We start from the raw sequence: 18,295 nt of genomic DNA on the forward strand, positions 1-18,295 counted from the left end.
GCAAATTTGGCTGGAAAGAACTTTCATCTTCCTAGGTTTTTAAGTTAATTTATAACACACACGCCTCGTGGCGCACCAGATGTACACAGATTTTCAAAAATCGCAGGTCAATAACTTATTTGATTTACTCCAAAATTCTTATTTTCAAATCCATTCGAGCGTGTAAAATCCGGATTTCTTCGATGTTGGGTTGGTCCAATTTTCTATAAAAAATCAAATGTTCACCTGATTTATAACCAAAAATATCAGCCCTTATTTCAGGGTAATTTCTTTCCAAATAGGATTTATCAGCAAGCTTTTGGCAATCCTCAACCAAAGTAAAATAGTAGGAGTCTGCTTGATGTTCTGACCAAGTTTCAAAAGTGTATTCCCAAATTGCAGATAAGTCGTCAATCGCTTTTTGGGACAAAAAATAGCTACCCATTCCTTTTTTTTGCTTTCAGCGATTCCAGATGTTTCTGGGGATCAAAACCTTCTACAATTCCACTTTCAATTCCTTCTTGAATAGCATTTTTTTAAGGCTAAAACCTTGTTTTCCTCCTCCTCAAGCAATCGTAAGCCCGCACGAATGACCTCGCTGGCACTCGAAAATCTTCCTTCCGAGACTTTACTGTCCACGAAACTTTCAAAGTAATCTCCCAATGAAACTGATGTGTTGCGTCCCATTTTTTCTTTTTTCTCTAAGTTACCAAAAATTGGTAGTCCAAACTAGTTCTGCTTTCTGACTTTCGAATTCTGCCTTCTTTCTACTTATAGTGATCGAAATTTTCTATGAACCTGCCATCCACCCGAGTAAAATCCATTGAATCCCCTCACAGAACACCAAAGGCGCTAAGAAAAAACCAAAGGAAGAATCAGTTTAATAATTAAAAATTAGTGAAAAGCTTGACTATTTAAAAGTCAGTTCTTAAGTTAGATGAAAATTCAATTTTATGAAGAAGTTATTTTTACTTAACCTATTATTCTTCTTCGCATTAGAAGGTATTTCACAGAGCTGCGGGGACGATGGATTTTGGAAAGTTGGAAGCCAATTTGGCACCGAAAGACTTTCGTCCAATTGTGGAGATTTTATCTGCCATGGATTTGCAGCCGCCTATTGGGAAGATGGATTTACCCAAGGTTCCTCCTTGAATTCTATTAATCCCGGAATCGTAAATGTAAAAACATCCTACACCTCATCTGCTGGTTTTACAGACAGATATTATTTTCAAAACTCAAATAAATATATCCAAGTTTGCGGTCAAAGTCTCTCGAATGTGGATGTAATTACCCAAGTATTCGGAAGTTTTCCAGGCCCCCATTCCTTGGTTAGAGACCGAAACACCACTTTTAACCCTAAATTTATTTCAAAGTATGGTACTGAAAGCCCGGTAATCCGGCACGATTTCGATTCCACTCTTTATGAACTGCAAAATGCAGGTAAAACTGAACCTGATAAATATTATGTATTGTCCCTGCAGTAACCATTTCGGGAACCTATACCACGTCCAACTCAACCAATCATACTTTGGGAAATGGAAATCAGGTACCTTCTGGAAATGTATCCACCTACCTATCTATGGCAGGGATAAACAATGTAGTCTGGGAGAGATACCAAGGAAATCTCCCTTTTTGGGCACATACCAATCAGATGCATTTTACGATGCAATCTGGCAACTATGTTTCTTTTAGAATATATGCGCGCAGTGCTGGGAACGATACCTTGGCAGTTAGAAATGTTACTTATTATAATTATGGTAACTTCAGCCTCTACCCTAACCCTAGTAGTTCTACCATCAGCATTAATAGCGACTATAAGGAATCCATGGATTTGGAGATCATTCCTCTATCAATGAGCAGTAAAATTCTTGAATTTAAGATCACTGCTGATGAAAAAGTGGACATCCAAAATCTTCCAAAGGGAGAATACCTCGTCAGAATAAGAATAGGTGAGGATATAGTTTTGGAATCTAGATTGATGAAAAATGAATAAGGTTTTTATATTAATACTATCCCTCTCATTACTGAATTCAGAAGCTTTTTCTCAAACAAAAATCTTCGAAAAAATTGAATTAGGTTTCTCCGGAGGATTGGCTGTGCCAGTTGGTCATTTTAAAGAAATTTCTATAGCTCCATCCTTAGAACCTGTCCCACCGGGCTCTATTCCTGAGAGATTTCAGGGATTTCTCAAAAATGAAGGAGGGCAAGCAGAATTGGGCTACAGCCTGGGACTAAACCTGACCTATCATCTCACTCCTTCGGTTTTTATAAGCCTAAATTATCTTAAAACTCAGCATACCATAGATACCCATCCACAACAAATCTATTACGACGCCAATTTTAAATCCGAAATCGATTTAAATGGAGTCCCATTTGAAGTTCCGGGAAGATTGGAAAGTGACCCTTATCGCGCTAGTCTTTTTTACATAGGAGTAGGGTATCGTTTGCCTATTAATCGCCTGGAAGTTCGGTTTACTGGATTAGCAGGGATGAATAACCTGGAGTTTCCTTTTTATTCCTGGACCTATCAGATCTCCGAGACCACGTCTATTCCTCTAAGGCCATTTCCTGTTGACGGGCCTGTACCGACTAATCTCAGGGAATTTGCTTATGGATTAGAAACCAAACTCACCTACTCACTGTCTCAAAAGCTCAATATGAACCTTGCAGCCACCTATCTTCGTTCTGACCATCCTCATGACTATTGGACCAATACCCTTGCCGCATCTATCTTGTATGAAATTCAGGATGAAATTCGATATAGAAATCTAGCAGTTCAATTTGGCATTTCTTATCGTTTTACAGGAAAGGAATAAGAAGGATCGAATTAAATGAGTGATTCTCAAATGCTCAATAGAAGAACCTCTGGCTTATTGTTACGCGAAGGAATTTTAAAACGAATGTTAAGGCTAACAGCCAATACTATTTAGGGGAGGGCATTTTTTAAGATTTCTAAATTGAGCTTTCTGCCTTCCAAATAATCCCACTTGCCCCAATCCCTTAAAACATCTAGCTTCGAAACAGAATAATAAATCCAATGAAGAACATCAACTTATTCATTTTCGCAGCGCTTTTTGCTTGGGCTTGCAAATCCGGCCCCGAAAATCCCGCCGACTCAGTCTTTATCAATGGAATCGTCTACACCGTGGACGAAGCCAATCCCAAAGCTGAAGCCGTCGCTGTCAAAGACGGATTAATCCTCGCCGTTGGCACTTCAGAAGAAATCCAAGCCTACGTGGGCGAATCCACCGAAGTAATCGATCTAAGTGGGAAAACCATGACTCCCGGTCTTGTAGAATCCCACGCTCACCTCATGGGAATCGGCTACAACAAGTTGGAAATCGACCTGATGTACGTCAAAACTTACGATGAACTCATCGAGAAAGTCGCAGAAGCAGCAGCAAAGGCAAAACCCGGCGACTGGATCACCGGTCGCGGCTGGCATCAGGACAAGTGGCTACAAATGCCCGATAAGACCGTCAAAGGCTTCCAAACTCACGATGCATTAAGTGAAGTCACTCCAAACAATCCTGTCTATCTCGCTCATGCTTCAGGCCACGCTTCTTTTGTGAACAAAAAAGCGATGGAGCTTGCAGGAATCACTCCTTTGCGGAGCGAAAAACCAACGCAGGAAGTACAAGGCGGGGAAGTCCTTCGCGATGACTTAGGAAATCCAACCGGAGTTTTGGTGGAGCGCGCATCCACTTTGGTGAGCAAATTGATTCCTGCGGAAACTCCAGAACGAGCTGAAGAAGCTTTGGCTTTGGCACTTCAAGAACTCGCAGAAAAAGGAATCACTTCATTCCATGATGCAGGAAGTGGACAGGATGTAATTGATTTATTGGAGAAATTTAAAAAAGAAGGAAAACTTACAGCCCGCCAATACATTATGCTTTCCGGCCGTCAGCCGGAGCTATTGGAGGCTTGGTACAAAAAAGGTCCTATGATCGATCCGGATCACATGGTAACTGTTCGGTCCATCAAGTTGAACTGTGATGGTGCACTTGGCCCTTGGGGAGCTTGGCTTTTGGAAGATTATGCCGACAAGCCTGGTCATCGAGGACATGAGACTTTGCCGATGTCGGTAGTAACAGAGGTTTCTGAGAAAGCACTTCCATTGGGTTTCCAAGTTGCGGCTCATGCCATTGGTGACCGCGCCAATCAGGAGATTTTGGACAGATTTGAGGCTGCCTTGGCCAAAAATCCGGAGGCAAAAGACCACCGGTTCCGTATCGAGCATGCACAGCATTTGCATCCGGATGATATCCCAAGATTTGGTCAGCTTGGCGTGATAGCAGCCATGCAGGCGATTCATTTAAGTTCGGACCGACCTTGGGCGATAAATCGCTTGGGAGAAAAACGCATCATCGACGGTGCATATGTATGGCAAACACTCATGCAAACCGGCGCCGTAGTGACCAACGGAACCGATGCTCCGGTAGAACCCGTGGATCCGATTCCTTCTTTCTTTGCTTCTGTTTCCCGCAAAACTCTTCAAGGACTACCGGAAGGTGGTTACGAAGCCGAGCAAAAAATGACACGTGCGCAAGCGCTTAAATCTTATACTTTGGATGGAGCATTCGCCGAGTTTGAGGAAGATTTCAAAGGTTCTATTGAAGTTGGAAAAGCCGCTGATTTCACCGTTTTCGACAAGGACATTATGAAAATCCCTGAAAATGATATATTGAATGCTAAAGTGGAGATGACTGTGGTGGGAGGGAAAGTAGTGTTCAGTAGGCAGTAGAGTGTCAGCCTGAGCGCCAGCCTGTCCGGTAGGCAGGGAGTCGAAGGCAGTTTTCAGTCTCAGTAGGCAGTTGGTACCCGTCACTGCGAGGCACGAAGCAGTCTTAATCTAAAGTTAAAGAGCTGAAGTCAGAAAGTTTACCTACAGCAGATAGGCTGAAAAAATCATAGACCTGTCCGGTATCGAAAGCTGGTCAGGTCTTTTTTTTCAAACTTGTTGAATGTCTTGCGACGTTATTTGAAAGTAATTAAAAGTCAGAGCGCCACAGTTAGTATGAAATTCGGTGAGCTATAAATTGACAAGACCTTCGAGGTTTTGGAAAACCTCAAAGGTCCGACCACCCTATAATTCCCTTATAAGCTAGGCTTATGATTCAGATAAAATAAAATTTCAAAAGAATCAAGAAAAAATTTGATTTAAGATTTTCGCTGATTTTTGAAACTAAATTCTGAATTATCAATGAGGTTTTATTGCATTAAAAGAAAATTTGGTAAATTTTAATTTTATTTGTTTTAGGATTTATCAAAGAATTAATTGAGCCAAACCATTTCTTGCTTTTTTTATTTTTCTTTTAGTTATTAGATATAATAAGTCCTTTTTTTTACCTAAACGTAATTTTTTATGAGAATTTTTGGATTGATTGCGCTTTATGCAACAGGGTTATTTCTAATAGCCAGCTTGCTATTGGAGGGATGCGGTGACCACATCGAGCCAAACCAAAAAATCACATCAAATTTTAATAACTCCTGGGCAAAAGCTATCCTGCCTGAAATTAAGGAAAATCACGAAAAGTCGGATTCAATAGGTAGCCTATCAAAGTGGATCCATAGACCGGTTGGTCTAGTACGATATCCAGATGATCTAACCCTTGATTTTTTAACTAATGGAGAATAAAATTTTCCCATCGGCTATTCTTAATAACACTGTCGAGGTGTTTGATTCAAGGATCAGTATTCGGTCGAAGGTGATTTACCTGACCTGTTTAGGGTTAATTCTTGTGATCGCGATGTCTCTGCCGCTGATTGTGGTGGATGTAGCCGTGCAGACTAGAGGCACTTTTCAGTCAGCCCTTCAGCGAAATCCAGTACAGATTGCCACAGGCGGCCGACTTGAGTCTTGGAACCTTTCCGAAAATCAGAAAGTGGAAAAAGGTGAAGTCCTCGCACTGATCCGAGGTGAACAATTGAACTTAGAAATGAAAGGGCTTGAAAATCGACTTGCTCTATTGCAGAGTTTTATCAGGGATTTGAGGATTCTGATCAAATTTCAATCCTACGAGGAAAAGCCTAATCCAACCCTGAAATCCAGCTTATACCAAGCCGCTTGGTTAGAATTTCAGTCTCAACTTCTCAATCATGAAATGGTGCTCCAAAAGCTGGATCGGGATTTCCAGCGAGCAAAGAGTCTCTTTGACAGTAAATCAATTGCCTTTGCTGAATTCGACGAGGTCCAAGTCCAATACCAACAGGCAAGCACACAGCTGGAATTACTCAAAAAGCAACGCCTAAATCAATGGGGACAGGAACTGATCAATCATAGCAACGAACGCGACCGACTCATCAATCAACTCGAAGTAGCTCTGGAGCAAATGGATCAATATAAAATCATAGCTGGGACTTCAGGAACTCTAATGAACGTCCTGAATTTGAATGCGGGTGATTTTGTCTATCCCAACCTAAAATTGGCTGAGATTTCACCTGACTCGGAACTGATGGCCGTGACTTACCTCTCTCCGGTGGATATTGCTTTTCTGGAATTGGGGCAGGAAGTTAAATTTCAAGTCGATGCCTACAATTACAATCAGTGGGGAGTCGCAACTGGCAGGGTGGTGGAAATCGCTAATGACCTTTCCTTGGTATCTGAAAAAGAAGCTGGGTTTTTAGTGACTTGTAAATTGGACTCCCTGATCATGAAGCTTCCCAGTGGGCAAAAAGGTGAGATTCGTAAAGGCATGACCTTCAATGCCCGATTTGTGGTAGCGAGGCGTTCGCTTTTCCAACTGCTTTATGACAAAGTGGATAATTGGCTCAATCCTTCACTTTCAAAATCATCCTAATTTTTTAATCCAATGAGCATCAAAATCAAACAACGCGATATTACGGATTGTGGGGCAGCTTGTCTGGCTTCGGTAGCCGCATTCTACAGGCTGGAGTTACCCGTAGCGAAGATTCGGCAGATGGCCTCTACTGACCAGAAAGGCACCAATGTCTTGGGCCTGATCGAAGCTGCGACAAAAATGGGCTTTTCGGCCAAAGGAGTCCGAGGGGAATTCGGTGCTTTGCTGGATGTTCCCATGCCGGTCATCGCCCATGTCATCGTGAAAAAAGTCCTGCACCACTATGTGGTGTTGTACAAAGTCACTGACAGGCAGGTGGAATACATGGATCCGGGCGATGGACAGATCCATAAGGTGACCCCTGAAGCATTTAAGGAAATGTGGACAGGTGTTCTCGTCCTCCTGATGCCCAATGAGGAATTTCAGGCATTGAATCAAAAAGTAGGCACTTGGTCCAGGTTTTGGTTTTTGGTTCGTCCGCACCGTAGCGTCATGATCCAATCCTTGCTTGGAGCTGTAGTCTATACAGTCCTGGGACTGTCTACCTCAATCTATGTCCAAAAGATCATCGATCATGTATTTATCGGTAGAAATACTAATCTGCTGAATCTTCTTTCGGTGGCGATGATTGTGCTGTTGGTCTTTCAATTATTCATCGGAACCTTCAAAACACTATTCATCATCAAAGTCGGGCAGCGAATTGATGCCCGATTAATTTTGGGTTATTACAAGCACCTGCTGTCCTTGCCTCAACGGTTTTTTGACACAATGCGAGTCGGAGAGATTATCTCCCGGATCAACGATGCGGTAAAAATCCGGGCCTTTATCAATGATGTTTCCATCAGTTTTTTGGTCAATGTATTCATCATCCTGTTTTCGTTTGCGCTGATGTTTACCTTCTACTGGAAGCTGGCCTTGGTCATGCTGCTGCTGATTCCACTGTATGCGGTCATTTATTGGATATCCAATCGACTCAACAAGAAAGTGGAACGAAGGCTCATGGAAGAGTCCGCCGAACTCGAATCCCAACTCGTCGAATCCATTACCTCGGCAGGTACCATCAAGCGCTTTGGCGCAGAGGATCACGCCAATATCAAGACCGAGATGCGGTTCATCGCCTTGCTTCGGACGGTATATCAGTCAGGGCTAAACAGTGTTTTCTCTGGAACCTCTTCCGAAGCGGTATCCAGGTTGTTTACGATTATCCTTCTCTGGGTAGGTGCAGGCTATGTCCTGCAAAACGAGATTACTCCCGGAGAATTGATGTCATTTTACGCCTTGACCGGGTACTTGACCGGACCCATTTCCAGTCTGATCGGGATGAACAAAACTATTCAAAACGCCCTGATTGCGGCTGACCGCCTCTTTGAAATCATGGACTTGGAGGTGGAGCGATCGGATGAGACTTTTCCCATCAAAAAATCAGATGTAGGTGACATAACTTTTCGTGAAGTTTCGTTTCGCTATGGATCTCGGGCAAATGTGTTCGAAGGCCTTTCGCTGGCATTTCCCAAGGGAAAGATCTCCGGAGTCATCGGGGAGAGCGGATCCGGGAAAAGCACACTGGTTTCCCTCCTTCAAAACCTCTACCCCCTCCAATCCGGGAATATCTACATCGGGGAGCACGACATCAAGTTTGTGGACAATACCTCCCTCAGGCGGATCGTATCCGTGGTGCCACAGCGAATAGATCTATTTGCCGGGAATGTACTGGAGAATATCGCCTTGGGAGATTATCAACCCGATATGCAGCGAGTAGTGCATATTTGTCATCGGCTGGGGATGATGGATTTTGTGGAGAGTCTGCCCAATGGATTTGGGACTTACTTGGGAGAAAATGGAGCCTCGCTGTCCGGAGGACAAAAGCAGCGAATCGCCATCGCAAGAGCCTTGTACCGGGATCCCGAAATCTTGATCCTAGATGAGGCCACATCCTCCCTGGATCCGGACTCGGAGCAGTTTGTACAGCAGGCCATCCGTATGCTGGCTACTGAAGGGAAAACTATCATCTTCATTACCCATCGACTGGCAGCCGTACAAGAGTTTGACAGACTGTACGTGCTGGATAAGGGGAAGCTGGTCGAGGAAGGTAATCACGCGGAATTAATCGAAAAAGAAGGGAAATACTTTCAGATGATCCGAAAGCAGTTAGTACTGCTTTAAGTAGCAAGTAGCTGGTATCAAGTTTCAAGATAGAGGAATAGGCATATGTATATCAGTTAGTTAGAGAAAAGATTAATTTTAAACTTTTAAGGAAACGAGCCATGGAATTTATCAAGCAAATCGAGCGCTTACAGCTATTAAATAAGCTTGTTAAGGAAAAGCGAACAGGAAGTCCGGAGGAACTTGCCGAGCGATTGGGACTGAGTAGGAGGCAATTATATTCCTATCTTGAATTTTTGAAAGATTATGGGATGGATATTGTCTATTCTAGAAAAACAAATAGTTTTATTTTCAATAATGGAAAGGAGCTTGAAATTGTATTCCAATTCCAAGTTTTGGAGGAAGACGTCAGTAAGGAAATAAATGGTGGAAAAATTTTAGAAAATATTTTTCCGTGCTGTTTTTTTGCACGGAGCGAAACTAAGTTAGCTTCATGATCAGCCATCAAGATCAATGCTAGCTAAAGATCAAGATCGTGCTGTGATGAGGTAATCTGACTCCTGTAAAAGGTCAGGAAAACGAAAACAAAACGAACTGATGGAAAAGTTTAAAGAACTGAGCATCGAGGAGATGCAGGAAGTAAATGGGGGATTAACATGGATAGCCTTAGCTGGAGTCGTGGTAGTAAGTCTTGCTGTTGAGGCATTATTAAATCCTGGAGCAACAATTGATGCAATGAAAAGTGGTTGGGATAAAGCAGGCGAACTTGAAAAATATGCAAACTTATAAATTTAAAAAAATGAATAAATTTCAAGAATTGAAGGAAAAGGAACTCATAGACGTACACGGTGGTGGCCTAAGTGAAATAGGGGAAGCCCTATGGGGAGCAGTTGGATATGTAGCTAGAGTTTGGGATATCTCCTGCCGATTAGCAGCAAATAATGGCACATTAACGGATCCCCAGTTTCATAGTAAATAACTTATATAAAGGCTCACAATCACTGAAAATTCTGTTTTTCAGTGATTGTTTTATCATACATCATGGTTAAAAATAATTACAAACGAATTTGTCTAATTTTTTCGCTTTTCATTATTTCTTTCTTATTAATAAACTATTATAGGCCTATCAAAGCTAAATATGAATTTAATGATTTTGGATTAGCCGATAGTGGCTCAGGTATGATTTCAATAATGATCGTTTATCTTGCAATTTCGAAAAAAAAAATGTCCTATCTTGAATCAAAGAATTTAGCAATCGCAATCTTATTATTATATATTATTCAAGAGGTTTTGTCTTATTTTTTTAAGTCTATTGGCACATATGATTTTAAGGATATAATTTACTATGTATTTGGTTTTGTTATTATTTATTACCTTGATATTAAAGGGCGTAAAAATGAATCTGATAATAATAATAATAATTTAAGATAAAGTCGAGACCACCGATAGGGGTATTCTAAATCAAATTTCTAATTTCAAATAACTTACTTATAAAAGAGTTAAGTACAAATCTAATGGAGATGGACAGTGGGGAAGGAAAGGTCCCAAAATATGACTAGACAACTACTTTTTTATGGCGTAACATTGATAATGGCTGTTACTCATGCCGCTCCTTTATAAAAAATGTACTGCCCTTACATGTGGAGGAATTTGCGAGCCACAATTACCGTTTTTTAACCACTGTTACGACCTGTCTTTTTGCTCTGCAGTAGAAATCAATGTTGTTGAAATCGGAGCTAATGCTATTAAGACTATCAATTAAATGTATCAAAGTTTCTGACGATGGTTACCCTAGACCCCGATAAATTATGATTAACCAAATCCAGGATATTTTCCTTTTTTTGACTACAGGTAGAGTATCTGAAGAATCTATTGGATCAAACATTAAATTACTTATTAATCTCTACATATTGAAATATGGATTTTATTTATTATTTGCTTTACTTAATTTGTTTCTATTCGATTTAAGGATTGATGGAAATATAAAAGGACTTAATAGACAAGGTTTTTTCAAGGATTTAATTAATTTCCTTATATTAGCACCCATTATAGAAGAAATTATTTGCAGATTTCACTTAAATTTGAAACTGAAAAATATCACCTTATCTTTAATTGCAACTTGCATAATTTTTTATGATCAAATTTGGTTTCTATTATTCTTAATTTCATATTTTTTAATTTTAATTTTAATATCTAGCTTGAAAAAGCAATCAAATAATTTTATTTTTGTATATATCTCTGCCTTCATTTTTGGCGTCTCCCATCTAGCCTATAAGGATCTTTCCTATTCGTATGAAGATATATTATCTTACATTTATATTTTTACCCCAAGATTTTTAAGCGGACTAATATACTCTTACTTATTTTTTAAAAAGGACATTTATTTCTCTATTTTTCTTCACTTTTTATGGAATCTCTTTCCCTTTATTATTTACCAATTGGCAAATTCCCCTTAATAAAATAATAGACCGGATTTAATTCCTATAAAATCATTCAAAATAATCAGCTTTTAATGAAAGACATCGCAAACAACCTCCTCTCCTTCCTCAAGTCCCCCTTTCTCCCTGAAGCTTATTCCCCCATTAAACCAAATACCTTTCTGATCTTACTAATTTTGACCTTGGCAATCATCATCCCTTACGCTTTGATTTTAGAAGCAGCAGGTATGGATCAGTTTGACCATAAACTGGAGGAATTGCTTAAAGACAACAAATGGGTGGTAGCCATTGCAGTTATTTTCCTGGCTCCACTATTGGAGGAACCCATATTCCGACTTCATCTTGACTTGAAAATATCTTCTATTTGGTGGGGAATTGGGCTTTCGGTTCTTATGTTAAGCGAGGTATGGTGGCCAGTCGTATTGATTTGGATGTACTTGTTTTTCTTGACATACCGAGTGAGTAAAGGAAATCCACCAAATCTGAAGTATGTAATCTGGATTTCCTCTGCCTTATTTGCCTTAGTTCATATGGGTAACTTTACCGATTTTGATTATGGCAAATACTTTTATTGGGTACCCTTTATGGTAGGAGCACAGTTTGTGGTGGGTTTGGTATTGAGTTATATCCGATTGAATCATGGGATGAAATGGGCCATCATCTTTCATGGGGTGTATAATGCAGTACTGATCATTCCGGCGGTTTATTTTTATGAAGGATTGACATAAAGACTCGTTTTGATTAATTTAAAAATCGATCAACTTGCTACATTTTTAACTTTCTAAACTGTCATGCGCAAATTCACCCGATTTCTTTTCTTGACCTTTGCTACCGTCTATGGGCTTAATGCTCTATATGTCATATTTTTCATTTCCTCTAAGGATGAGATTAGGCTATTTAGTTTCTGGGAAACCAATAAATGGGTAGCAGGACTGGTTTATCTGTTTTTCTCATTCATATTCTTAAGTTCGGAAAGAGTTAAAATAAAAAATAAAGAAGAGCCGATTGAATAGCTTATGGAAAAGAAACTAGCCTCTAGTCACCGCCCTGATAGTAATCGGAATTTGGGTCAATCTTTTGGTCTTTATTGTTGACTTTGGATTGGGTCAACGATTTCGTAGGTTTTTGGCCTCCAGGATTTGAACTTTTAGTAGACAAACGTTGATTCAGCCAATGTTAGACAAATTGGATTATCTCTGCTAAAAGCAGATGGCTGGTTTTTAAAAGAGCAGAACGGGAGTCACCGACAATTTAAGCACCCAACCAAAAAGGGAAGAGTTACAATAAATGGTAAGCCACGCGATACGCTAAGTCAAGAACTGCTAAATAGTATCTGGAAGCAAGCTGGTTGGAAATGATTTAAATGAATTAATAAATGGAAACTATCACTGCTACAATCACGTGGGACAATAATTACGGTGCCTTTTGCGACCTTTTACCGGGTTGTGTGGCTACTCATGCGACTTTAGAAGGTGCTAAAAATTCCTTTGAAGAAGCAGTAAAACATCACTTAACCGGAATAAAGGACGATGGTGAAGAGATTCCTTCACAATTTCTTTCTGATTATTCCTTTGACTATAATCTCAATACTCGAGCTCTTTTAAAAGCGATGGATGGCAAAGTCAGTAGAGCTGCAATCGCCCGAGCTTCGGGAATTAATGAGCGTCAATTGGGACACTACATCACGGGCCGAGTAGTTCCTCGTCCAGAAAACCGAAGAAAAGTCGTAGAAGGACTTCATCGGATCGCTTCCGAACTCCTTAAAGTGGTCTAGGAATAGGCTGAAACTCGCAACCCCATTAGACCTGTCAATCCGCCTCGGCGAATTGATAGGTCTTTTTTTTTATCAAAACTCAGGAATCCCCACAAAATATAAATCAAATCCCCAGCTAGTTGTAGTTTCTTCTCAGCACCTTTGAAGTTCAATTAGACGCTAGGTGGAATTTGTTTTCCCTACAAGCCAGCCCAAGGTTAAAATCTTCCAAAAGGAAGATTTCTTAAAACCTTGTCCAACCCTCATATCCTAACCATCCACGATAGCTATCGGGATGCAATTGGTTGAAAAACTTCAACCCAACCCCACCAATTCATAACTTGTGCTTCTTCCACCGCCTGACTGCTTCACCAATACTCCCTGCTCTTCAAGATTCTGAATATCCCGTAGCGCCGTGTCGGTGGAAACTTTTGTGATTTTAGCCCATTTGGAAGTATTCAGCTTTCCGTCAAAACCATCCAACAGTTTGTTCATCATTAGTTTCTGACGTTCATTGAGGGATTTAGCAGTTAAGAAATTCCAATAGGCGGCCTTCTTGAGTACGCTGTTTAATGTTTCTTCTGCTTGAAAAAGGGCTCTTTCCATACAAGATAGGAACCACTGAATCCAGCTGCTGATATTAAGATCGCCTTTTTGCGTTTTTTCCAAAATCTCGTAGTACTGCTTCCTTTCTTTTTGAATCTGAGCCGACATACTATAAAAACGTTGTTTGCTTTCATCGGATCGAGCTAACTGCAAATCAGTCAAAGCTCTTGCTATACGCCCATTTCCATCATCAAACGGATGAATGGTGACAAACCACAAGTGAGCAATGGCTGCTTTCAGAACCGGATCTAAGTCAATTTTGGAGTTGAACCATTGGAAAAAGACCTTCATTTCTTCAGCCACGACTTCTGAAGGTGGGGCTTCAAAATGCACCCGTTCTTTGCCCATTGCACCGGAGACGACTTGCATTGCGCCTGTGTCAGGAGTTCGCCATGATCCGACAGTGATCTTGTGCATGCCACTTCTTCCCGTAGGAAACATCGCAGCATGCCAACCAAACAAGCGATCGCTTTCTATTGATTTTTCAAAATGCTGTGTGGCATCAAGGAGCATATCTACCACCCCTTCGACATGGCGATCTGCAGGAATTGATCCACCGATATCGATACCCAATTTGCGGGCAATAGAAGATCGAACCTGATCAGCATTTAAATACTCACCTTCAATTTCACTTGTCTTGAGAACATCTTGGGTAATCGTCTGAAGTACGGCCTCTTCTTGTAGCGCAAAACCAAGGCTGATCATTCGACCGGTAAGTTTACCTTGCTTGTGACGGACTGATGCCAATAGGGAAGCAATTTGACTTGCATCCCAAGAGAAGTTTGGCCAGTTCCTATGTTGATAGATATACATTATTCACCGCATAATTTACGGTAAATGTATAGGATATTCACCGCATCGTGAAATAAATCTCGCAAAATGTGCGGTGAATAGATTGCTTTTTTCCCGCAAATGATATTTCTCAAACCGGATTAAGATTTTAAAAGTGTTTGTTCCTTTTCTGCTGCATACAAGGAGCATAGAGTAGTTGTCAACAACAATTTGATTATATACGTGGATTCGTGAATCCAGCTACATACATGGACATAACCTCCATTTAGCTCTTACAGACCTCTTCTCAAAACCTATCAATCCCCACAAAATACAAATCAAAGCCCCCCAAGCCTCCGGGACGGTTTGACGAGAAGATCATCAGGCGATTGGCAAACTCTGGATGGTCAGAAACAACAGGGCGATATTCATCAAATTCTGAGTTGATTTTGGGTCCAAAGTTGACAGGTTCAGTCCAGCCGTTGGCTGTTTTCTGAGAATAGTACAGATCATATCCTCCAAATCCTCCTGCACGATCTGAAGAGAAAACCAACAAATCCCCATAGACAAAAGGCATGTGATCGTTAGAGGAAGTATTCAGATTCAGTTTTCTCACTGTTTTTGGATTGCTATTTAAGAGAAAATGCCAAGCACTTTGATTAGCTGGAAGATCCGCTTCATAGATTTCAAACTTCCCGTCTTCTTGAAAAGCAACATCATTGCATTTATATTTCGCCACTGAAATACTTTTTCATTTGCTCAGCAAAAAATCTGTTATTTTTCAATCCCAATAAAGAAGATGTGCTTTTAATTTTTCCATTCAACTCAAATTCGAACTTTCATTAAATTATACTCCATGAAGAAATACCTACTCTTAGTTTGGCTGCTTTGCCTGACCGCAACTTTTGCGCTAGCGCAGGAGATAAAACCCATGTCCTGGAAGGACGTCGCCACCTGGAAATATATGCCCAACAGTGCCTTCAAACTTTCCCCCGACGGACAGTGGATGGCTTATGCCCTGATTGGAATCGAAGCTGACGGCGAATTGATCCTTCAGAAAGTTTCTGATCCGGAAAGCAAAAAAACTTTTCCAATCGGAAATACCACGTTTCCTGGATTTGAATTCAGTGAAAACAGCCAATGGATCGCTTTCAAGGAATATCCAAAGTTCAAAGAGAAAGAGTCTAATGAAAAAGCCAAAGGCAAGCCACTCAAAGAAAAACTCCACCTGATCAAACTCGGCACGGATGACAAAAAGACATTTGAAGGAGTTGGCGGATTCAGCTTCAACAATGACGCTTCGTCGCACCTATTAATCAACTTGCCCAAAGAAGGAAATGGAGAAGCAAAAGGCTCTGATGTCTTGATCTACCACCTCAAATCCGGCAAATCCCAAAACCTCGGTAATGTCCGTGAACACTCTGCAAACAAAGCTGGGACGCACTTGGCATATTCCGTCGATGCAGCCAACTCACAAGGAAATGGACTTTATATTTTAACTCTTTCCAACAGCTCCATTCAAGTCCTTGACTCGGATGAAGCGGGTTACCAAAGCATCAACTGGACCGAAAAAGGTGATGCATTTGCAGCCTTGAAGATGAAAAAGGATAAAAAGTACAAGCAGGATCTCGGCATTTTACTTGGGGTGAAAAACCTCTCCAATCCTCAGGTTACCCTTTACGAACCTGCAAAAGATTCCACAGGATTTGATCAGAAATACACCATCAGTCAAAACCGTCGTCCGATGTGGTCCGAGGATTTGACCAGACTTTTTTACGGAATTCACCCTTTGGTTTTGGCTGAAAAGGAAACTCCCAAAAAGGAGGAGAACAAAGATTCTCTGGCTACAACTGAGTCACTGAAAATTGCCAAAATCATGGCAGATACCACCATCAAGTCCATTGCTGATCTGCAGAAAGCGATCGCGAAATTGGATACTGGAAAAGTAAATGGCAAAAAGTCCAATGATGCCAAAAAGCCTGAAATGACTATCTGGCATTGGCAAGATGATCGCTTGCAGTCCCGTCAGCAAGTCTTGGAGAATATGGACAAAAACTACAGCTTTTGGGCCATGTATGATGTTACTAGCAAGAAGCACATCGCACTGCAAGACAGTACCATGAAGGATCTGAATATTTTACCCTATCAGCACTTTGCTCTGGGATCTGATCAGCAAAGCTATGAGCTCGACATCAATTTGAATGGCCAAAACTATCAGGATTACTTTTTGGTGGATTTAAAAACCGGTGTAAAAACTCCGCTTTTCGAGAACTTCTACCTCCCTTCTTACGCTTCGATGCCACGACCCTCGACAGATGGCAAAAAGCTGCTTTATGGTAAAGATGGGCATTTCTATGTCTACGATATCTTGGCAAAAACCCACTCCAATATCACCGAGAAGCTTCCTGTTTCAGTGATCAATACAGAGGATGATCACAATGTGAAAGATCCACTTCAAAATCCTTTGGGCTGGAGCAGCGACAGCAAATATGTCTTGGTACGCGACGGCTGGGATATCTGGCAGATTCCAATGTCAGCTAAGGAAAATGCAATCAACCTCACACAAAACGGAAAAAAAGATAAAATCCGCTACCAATACCGCTTCACACTTGATCCAGAGGAAAAGGGAATCGACTTAAGCAAAACTGTTTATGTCAGAACCTATGGAGAATCGACCAAGAAAAGCGGTGTTGCTACCCTTTCTCCTGCGAAAGCCGGATTGGCAGCAGGACCAAAGATGCTTATTTGGGAGGATGCTAATATCGGAGGAATCGCTAAAGCTAAAAAGTCAGGCGTGTTCACTTACTCCAAGGAGAAATTCAACGAACCAACCCAAATTTATCTGACAGATGCCACGCTTGCGAATGGTAAGAAAGTCACCGAAAATGCACCTGATGCCGGCAAATTTGCTTGGTCTAAAGGGGTGAAATTGGTGGATTATGTGACCACAAAAGGCGATTCGCTTCAGGCTGCGCTCTTCCTACCAGCCGGTTATGTAGAAGGCCAAAAATATCCAACCGTTGTCTATTATTACGAAAAGCTATCTCAAACTCTCCACAACTGGTCTAATCCAAGCTATAGCGGAACAGGCTGGAGTCCAAGCATGTACACCAGTAATGGCTACGCAGTATTGATCCCGGATATTGTTTACAAAATGGATGATCCTGGAATGTCTGCCGTTTGGGCGGTGCTTCCTGCCGTGGACGCTGCCATCAAAACAGGTGTCATCGACGAAAGCAAAATGGGACTTCACGGCCACAGTTGGGGTGGATACCAAACATCCTTCCTGATTACTCAGACTAACAGATTCAAAGCTGCGGCAGCTGGAGCACCGTTGACTAATATGATTTCGATGTATGACTTGATCTACTGGAATTCCGGTGGAGGAAACATGTCAATCTTCGAAGCTTCTCAAGGTAGATTCTTGGGCGGACCTTGGGATAATTGGGATGCCTACGAGCGAAACAGCCCAATCTATCATGTAAAAAATGTACTGACTCCCCTATTGATGCTTCACAATGACAAAGACGGCGCAGTGGACTTCACTCAGGGCGTGGAATATTACAATGCATTGAGAAGGCTGAAAAAACCAGTTATTATGGTTCAGTATATTGGTGAAAATCACGGACTCGGCAAACTCGAAAACCGCAAGGATTACAGCGTACGAATGATGGAATTCTTTGATCACCACTTGAAAGGTGAACCTGCTCCGGAGTGGATGAGTAAAGGTGTCCCAAGATTGAAGCTGGGAGAGCACTTGGAAGAAAGAGCTTTTTGAATTTCGGATTTCGGATTTGAGACAATCTAAATTTTGACCTAAGTAACTAAAATCCCCTGATGAATTT

General features: G+C 41.2%; 20 protein-coding genes. 16 read left to right on the top strand and 4 right to left on the bottom strand.

Features of this window, described 5'->3' with window-relative positions:
• Positions 1-124: 124 nt before the first annotated feature.
• Together ACK4HU_RS19430 and ACK4HU_RS19435 are read right to left on the bottom strand one after the other, a co-directional pair.
• Positions 125-424: a type II toxin-antitoxin system RelE/ParE family toxin gene (locus ACK4HU_RS19430; RefSeq protein WP_409809391.1), complete on the bottom strand. Its 300-nt coding sequence runs from the start codon at positions 422-424 to the stop codon at positions 125-127.
• A gap of 65 nt (positions 425-489) precedes the next feature.
• A complete protein-coding gene (locus ACK4HU_RS19435; RefSeq protein WP_409809392.1) occupies positions 490-666 on the bottom strand; it encodes a type II toxin-antitoxin system ParD family antitoxin in 177 nt (58 codons plus the stop codon).
• 266 nt (positions 667-932) lie between these two features.
• On the opposite strand from ACK4HU_RS19435, the gene ACK4HU_RS19440 reads away from it, so the two are divergent.
• The 15 genes from ACK4HU_RS19440 to ACK4HU_RS19510 all read left to right on the top strand — a co-directional run bounded on the left by ACK4HU_RS19440 (position 933) and on the right by ACK4HU_RS19510 (position 13,094).
• Positions 933-1,463, top strand: coding sequence for a hypothetical protein (locus tag ACK4HU_RS19440; protein WP_409809393.1), 531 nt, complete (start codon positions 933-935; stop codon positions 1,461-1,463).
• 95 nt (positions 1,464-1,558) lie between these two features.
• Complete coding sequence (locus ACK4HU_RS19445) at positions 1,559-1,972, top strand: T9SS type A sorting domain-containing protein (RefSeq protein ID WP_409809394.1); 414 nt, start codon at positions 1,559-1,561, stop codon at positions 1,970-1,972.
• Positions 1,965-2,795, top strand: a complete 831-nt coding sequence (locus ACK4HU_RS19450; RefSeq protein ID WP_409809395.1) for a hypothetical protein — start codon at positions 1,965-1,967, stop codon at positions 2,793-2,795. Before ACK4HU_RS19445 ends, ACK4HU_RS19450 begins: the two co-directional genes overlap by 8 nt.
• A 221-nt stretch (positions 2,796-3,016) precedes the next feature.
• The gene (locus ACK4HU_RS19455) at positions 3,017-4,723 is read left to right on the top strand and encodes an amidohydrolase (protein ID WP_409809396.1); all 1,707 of its coding nucleotides are present in this window, start codon (positions 3,017-3,019) and stop codon (positions 4,721-4,723) included.
• A gap of 883 nt (positions 4,724-5,606) precedes the next feature.
• Positions 5,607-6,779 (top strand): HlyD family secretion protein, encoded by a 1,173-nt coding sequence (locus ACK4HU_RS19460; RefSeq protein WP_409809397.1) that lies wholly within the window; start codon positions 5,607-5,609, stop codon positions 6,777-6,779.
• A 12-nt stretch (positions 6,780-6,791) separates the two neighbouring features.
• Complete coding sequence (locus ACK4HU_RS19465; RefSeq protein WP_409809398.1) at positions 6,792-8,942, top strand: peptidase domain-containing ABC transporter; 2,151 nt, start codon at positions 6,792-6,794, stop codon at positions 8,940-8,942.
• 101 nt (positions 8,943-9,043) lie between these two features.
• Entirely contained in the window at positions 9,044-9,379 is a 336-nt protein-coding gene (locus ACK4HU_RS19470; RefSeq protein ID WP_409809399.1) for an HTH domain-containing protein, read from the top strand.
• Between the two features lie 100 nt (positions 9,380-9,479).
• Complete coding sequence (locus ACK4HU_RS19475; RefSeq protein WP_409809400.1) at positions 9,480-9,671, top strand: class IIb bacteriocin, lactobin A/cerein 7B family; 192 nt, start codon at positions 9,480-9,482, stop codon at positions 9,669-9,671.
• Positions 9,672-9,681: 10 nt separating this feature from the next.
• Positions 9,682-9,861, top strand: a complete 180-nt coding sequence (locus ACK4HU_RS19480; RefSeq protein WP_409809401.1) for a hypothetical protein — start codon at positions 9,682-9,684, stop codon at positions 9,859-9,861.
• 41 nt (positions 9,862-9,902) lie between these two features.
• Positions 9,903-10,313 carry a hypothetical protein gene (locus ACK4HU_RS19485; protein WP_409809402.1) on the top strand — a complete coding sequence of 137 codons (411 nt, stop codon included), beginning with the start codon at positions 9,903-9,905 and terminating at the stop codon, positions 10,311-10,313.
• 377 nt (positions 10,314-10,690) lie between these two features.
• Positions 10,691-11,338 carry a type II CAAX prenyl endopeptidase Rce1 family protein gene (locus tag ACK4HU_RS19490; protein WP_409809403.1) on the top strand — a complete coding sequence of 216 codons (648 nt, stop codon included), beginning with the start codon at positions 10,691-10,693 and terminating at the stop codon, positions 11,336-11,338.
• 56 nt (positions 11,339-11,394) lie between these two features.
• Positions 11,395-12,048 carry a type II CAAX prenyl endopeptidase Rce1 family protein gene (locus tag ACK4HU_RS19495; protein WP_409809404.1) on the top strand — a complete coding sequence of 218 codons (654 nt, stop codon included), beginning with the start codon at positions 11,395-11,397 and terminating at the stop codon, positions 12,046-12,048.
• A gap of 63 nt (positions 12,049-12,111) precedes the next feature.
• On the top strand, positions 12,112-12,333 hold the full coding sequence (locus ACK4HU_RS19500; RefSeq protein WP_409809405.1) for a hypothetical protein: 222 nt from the start codon (positions 12,112-12,114) through the stop codon (positions 12,331-12,333).
• Positions 12,334-12,516: 183 nt separating this feature from the next.
• A complete protein-coding gene (locus ACK4HU_RS19505) occupies positions 12,517-12,678 on the top strand; it encodes a type II toxin-antitoxin system HicA family toxin (RefSeq protein WP_409809446.1) in 162 nt (53 codons plus the stop codon).
• 17 nt (positions 12,679-12,695) lie between these two features.
• The gene (locus tag ACK4HU_RS19510) at positions 12,696-13,094 is read left to right on the top strand and encodes a type II toxin-antitoxin system HicB family antitoxin (RefSeq protein WP_409809406.1); all 399 of its coding nucleotides are present in this window, start codon (positions 12,696-12,698) and stop codon (positions 13,092-13,094) included.
• A 294-nt stretch (positions 13,095-13,388) separates the two neighbouring features.
• On the opposite strand, the gene ACK4HU_RS19515 is transcribed toward ACK4HU_RS19510, so the two are convergent.
• Together ACK4HU_RS19515 and ACK4HU_RS19520 are read right to left on the bottom strand one after the other, a co-directional pair.
• Positions 13,389-14,492 (bottom strand): Fic family protein, encoded by a 1,104-nt coding sequence (locus ACK4HU_RS19515; protein ID WP_409809407.1) that lies wholly within the window; start codon positions 14,490-14,492, stop codon positions 13,389-13,391.
• A 265-nt stretch (positions 14,493-14,757) separates the two neighbouring features.
• The gene (locus ACK4HU_RS19520) at positions 14,758-15,189 is read right to left on the bottom strand and encodes a hypothetical protein (RefSeq protein ID WP_409809408.1); all 432 of its coding nucleotides are present in this window, start codon (positions 15,187-15,189) and stop codon (positions 14,758-14,760) included.
• Positions 15,190-15,306: 117 nt separating this feature from the next.
• On the opposite strand from ACK4HU_RS19520, the gene ACK4HU_RS19525 reads away from it, so the two are divergent.
• Entirely contained in the window at positions 15,307-18,228 is a 2,922-nt protein-coding gene (locus ACK4HU_RS19525) for an alpha/beta hydrolase family protein (RefSeq protein ID WP_409809409.1), read from the top strand.
• The last annotated feature ends 67 nt before the right edge of the window (positions 18,229-18,295 follow it).

Origin of the sequence: Algoriphagus sp., from assembly GCF_046296635.1 — a bacterium.
Taxonomy (GTDB): Bacteria; Bacteroidota; Bacteroidia; order Cytophagales; family Cyclobacteriaceae; genus Algoriphagus.

Excerpts from the sequence above, each read along its gene's own strand:
- ACK4HU_RS19475 (WP_409809400.1), top strand. The coding sequence starts at position 9,480 with ATGGAAAAGTTTAAAGAACTGAGCATCGAGGAGATGCAGGAAGTAAAT.
- ACK4HU_RS19500 (WP_409809405.1), top strand. The coding sequence starts at position 12,112 with ATGCGCAAATTCACCCGATTTCTTTTCTTGACCTTTGCTACCGTCTAT.
- ACK4HU_RS19435 (WP_409809392.1), bottom strand. The coding sequence starts at position 666 with ATGGGACGCAACACATCAGTTTCATTGGGAGATTACTTTGAAAGTTTC.
- ACK4HU_RS19515 (WP_409809407.1), bottom strand. The coding sequence starts at position 14,492 with ATGTATATCTATCAACATAGGAACTGGCCAAACTTCTCTTGGGATGCA.
- ACK4HU_RS19470 (WP_409809399.1), top strand. The coding sequence starts at position 9,044 with ATGGAATTTATCAAGCAAATCGAGCGCTTACAGCTATTAAATAAGCTT.
- ACK4HU_RS19460 (WP_409809397.1), top strand. The coding sequence starts at position 5,607 with ATGGAGAATAAAATTTTCCCATCGGCTATTCTTAATAACACTGTCGAG.
- ACK4HU_RS19465 (WP_409809398.1), top strand. The coding sequence starts at position 6,792 with ATGAGCATCAAAATCAAACAACGCGATATTACGGATTGTGGGGCAGCT.
- ACK4HU_RS19450 (WP_409809395.1), top strand. The coding sequence starts at position 1,965 with ATGAATAAGGTTTTTATATTAATACTATCCCTCTCATTACTGAATTCA.
- ACK4HU_RS19510 (WP_409809406.1), top strand. The coding sequence starts at position 12,696 with ATGGAAACTATCACTGCTACAATCACGTGGGACAATAATTACGGTGCC.
- ACK4HU_RS19445 (WP_409809394.1), top strand. The coding sequence starts at position 1,559 with ATGGCAGGGATAAACAATGTAGTCTGGGAGAGATACCAAGGAAATCTC.
- ACK4HU_RS19440 (WP_409809393.1), top strand. The coding sequence starts at position 933 with ATGAAGAAGTTATTTTTACTTAACCTATTATTCTTCTTCGCATTAGAA.
- ACK4HU_RS19525 (WP_409809409.1), top strand. The coding sequence starts at position 15,307 with ATGAAGAAATACCTACTCTTAGTTTGGCTGCTTTGCCTGACCGCAACT.
- ACK4HU_RS19495 (WP_409809404.1), top strand. The coding sequence starts at position 11,395 with ATGAAAGACATCGCAAACAACCTCCTCTCCTTCCTCAAGTCCCCCTTT.
- ACK4HU_RS19455 (WP_409809396.1), top strand. The coding sequence starts at position 3,017 with ATGAAGAACATCAACTTATTCATTTTCGCAGCGCTTTTTGCTTGGGCT.
- ACK4HU_RS19430 (WP_409809391.1), bottom strand. The coding sequence starts at position 424 with ATGGGTAGCTATTTTTTGTCCCAAAAAGCGATTGACGACTTATCTGCA.
- ACK4HU_RS19480 (WP_409809401.1), top strand. The coding sequence starts at position 9,682 with ATGAATAAATTTCAAGAATTGAAGGAAAAGGAACTCATAGACGTACAC.
- ACK4HU_RS19490 (WP_409809403.1), top strand. The coding sequence starts at position 10,691 with ATGATTAACCAAATCCAGGATATTTTCCTTTTTTTGACTACAGGTAGA.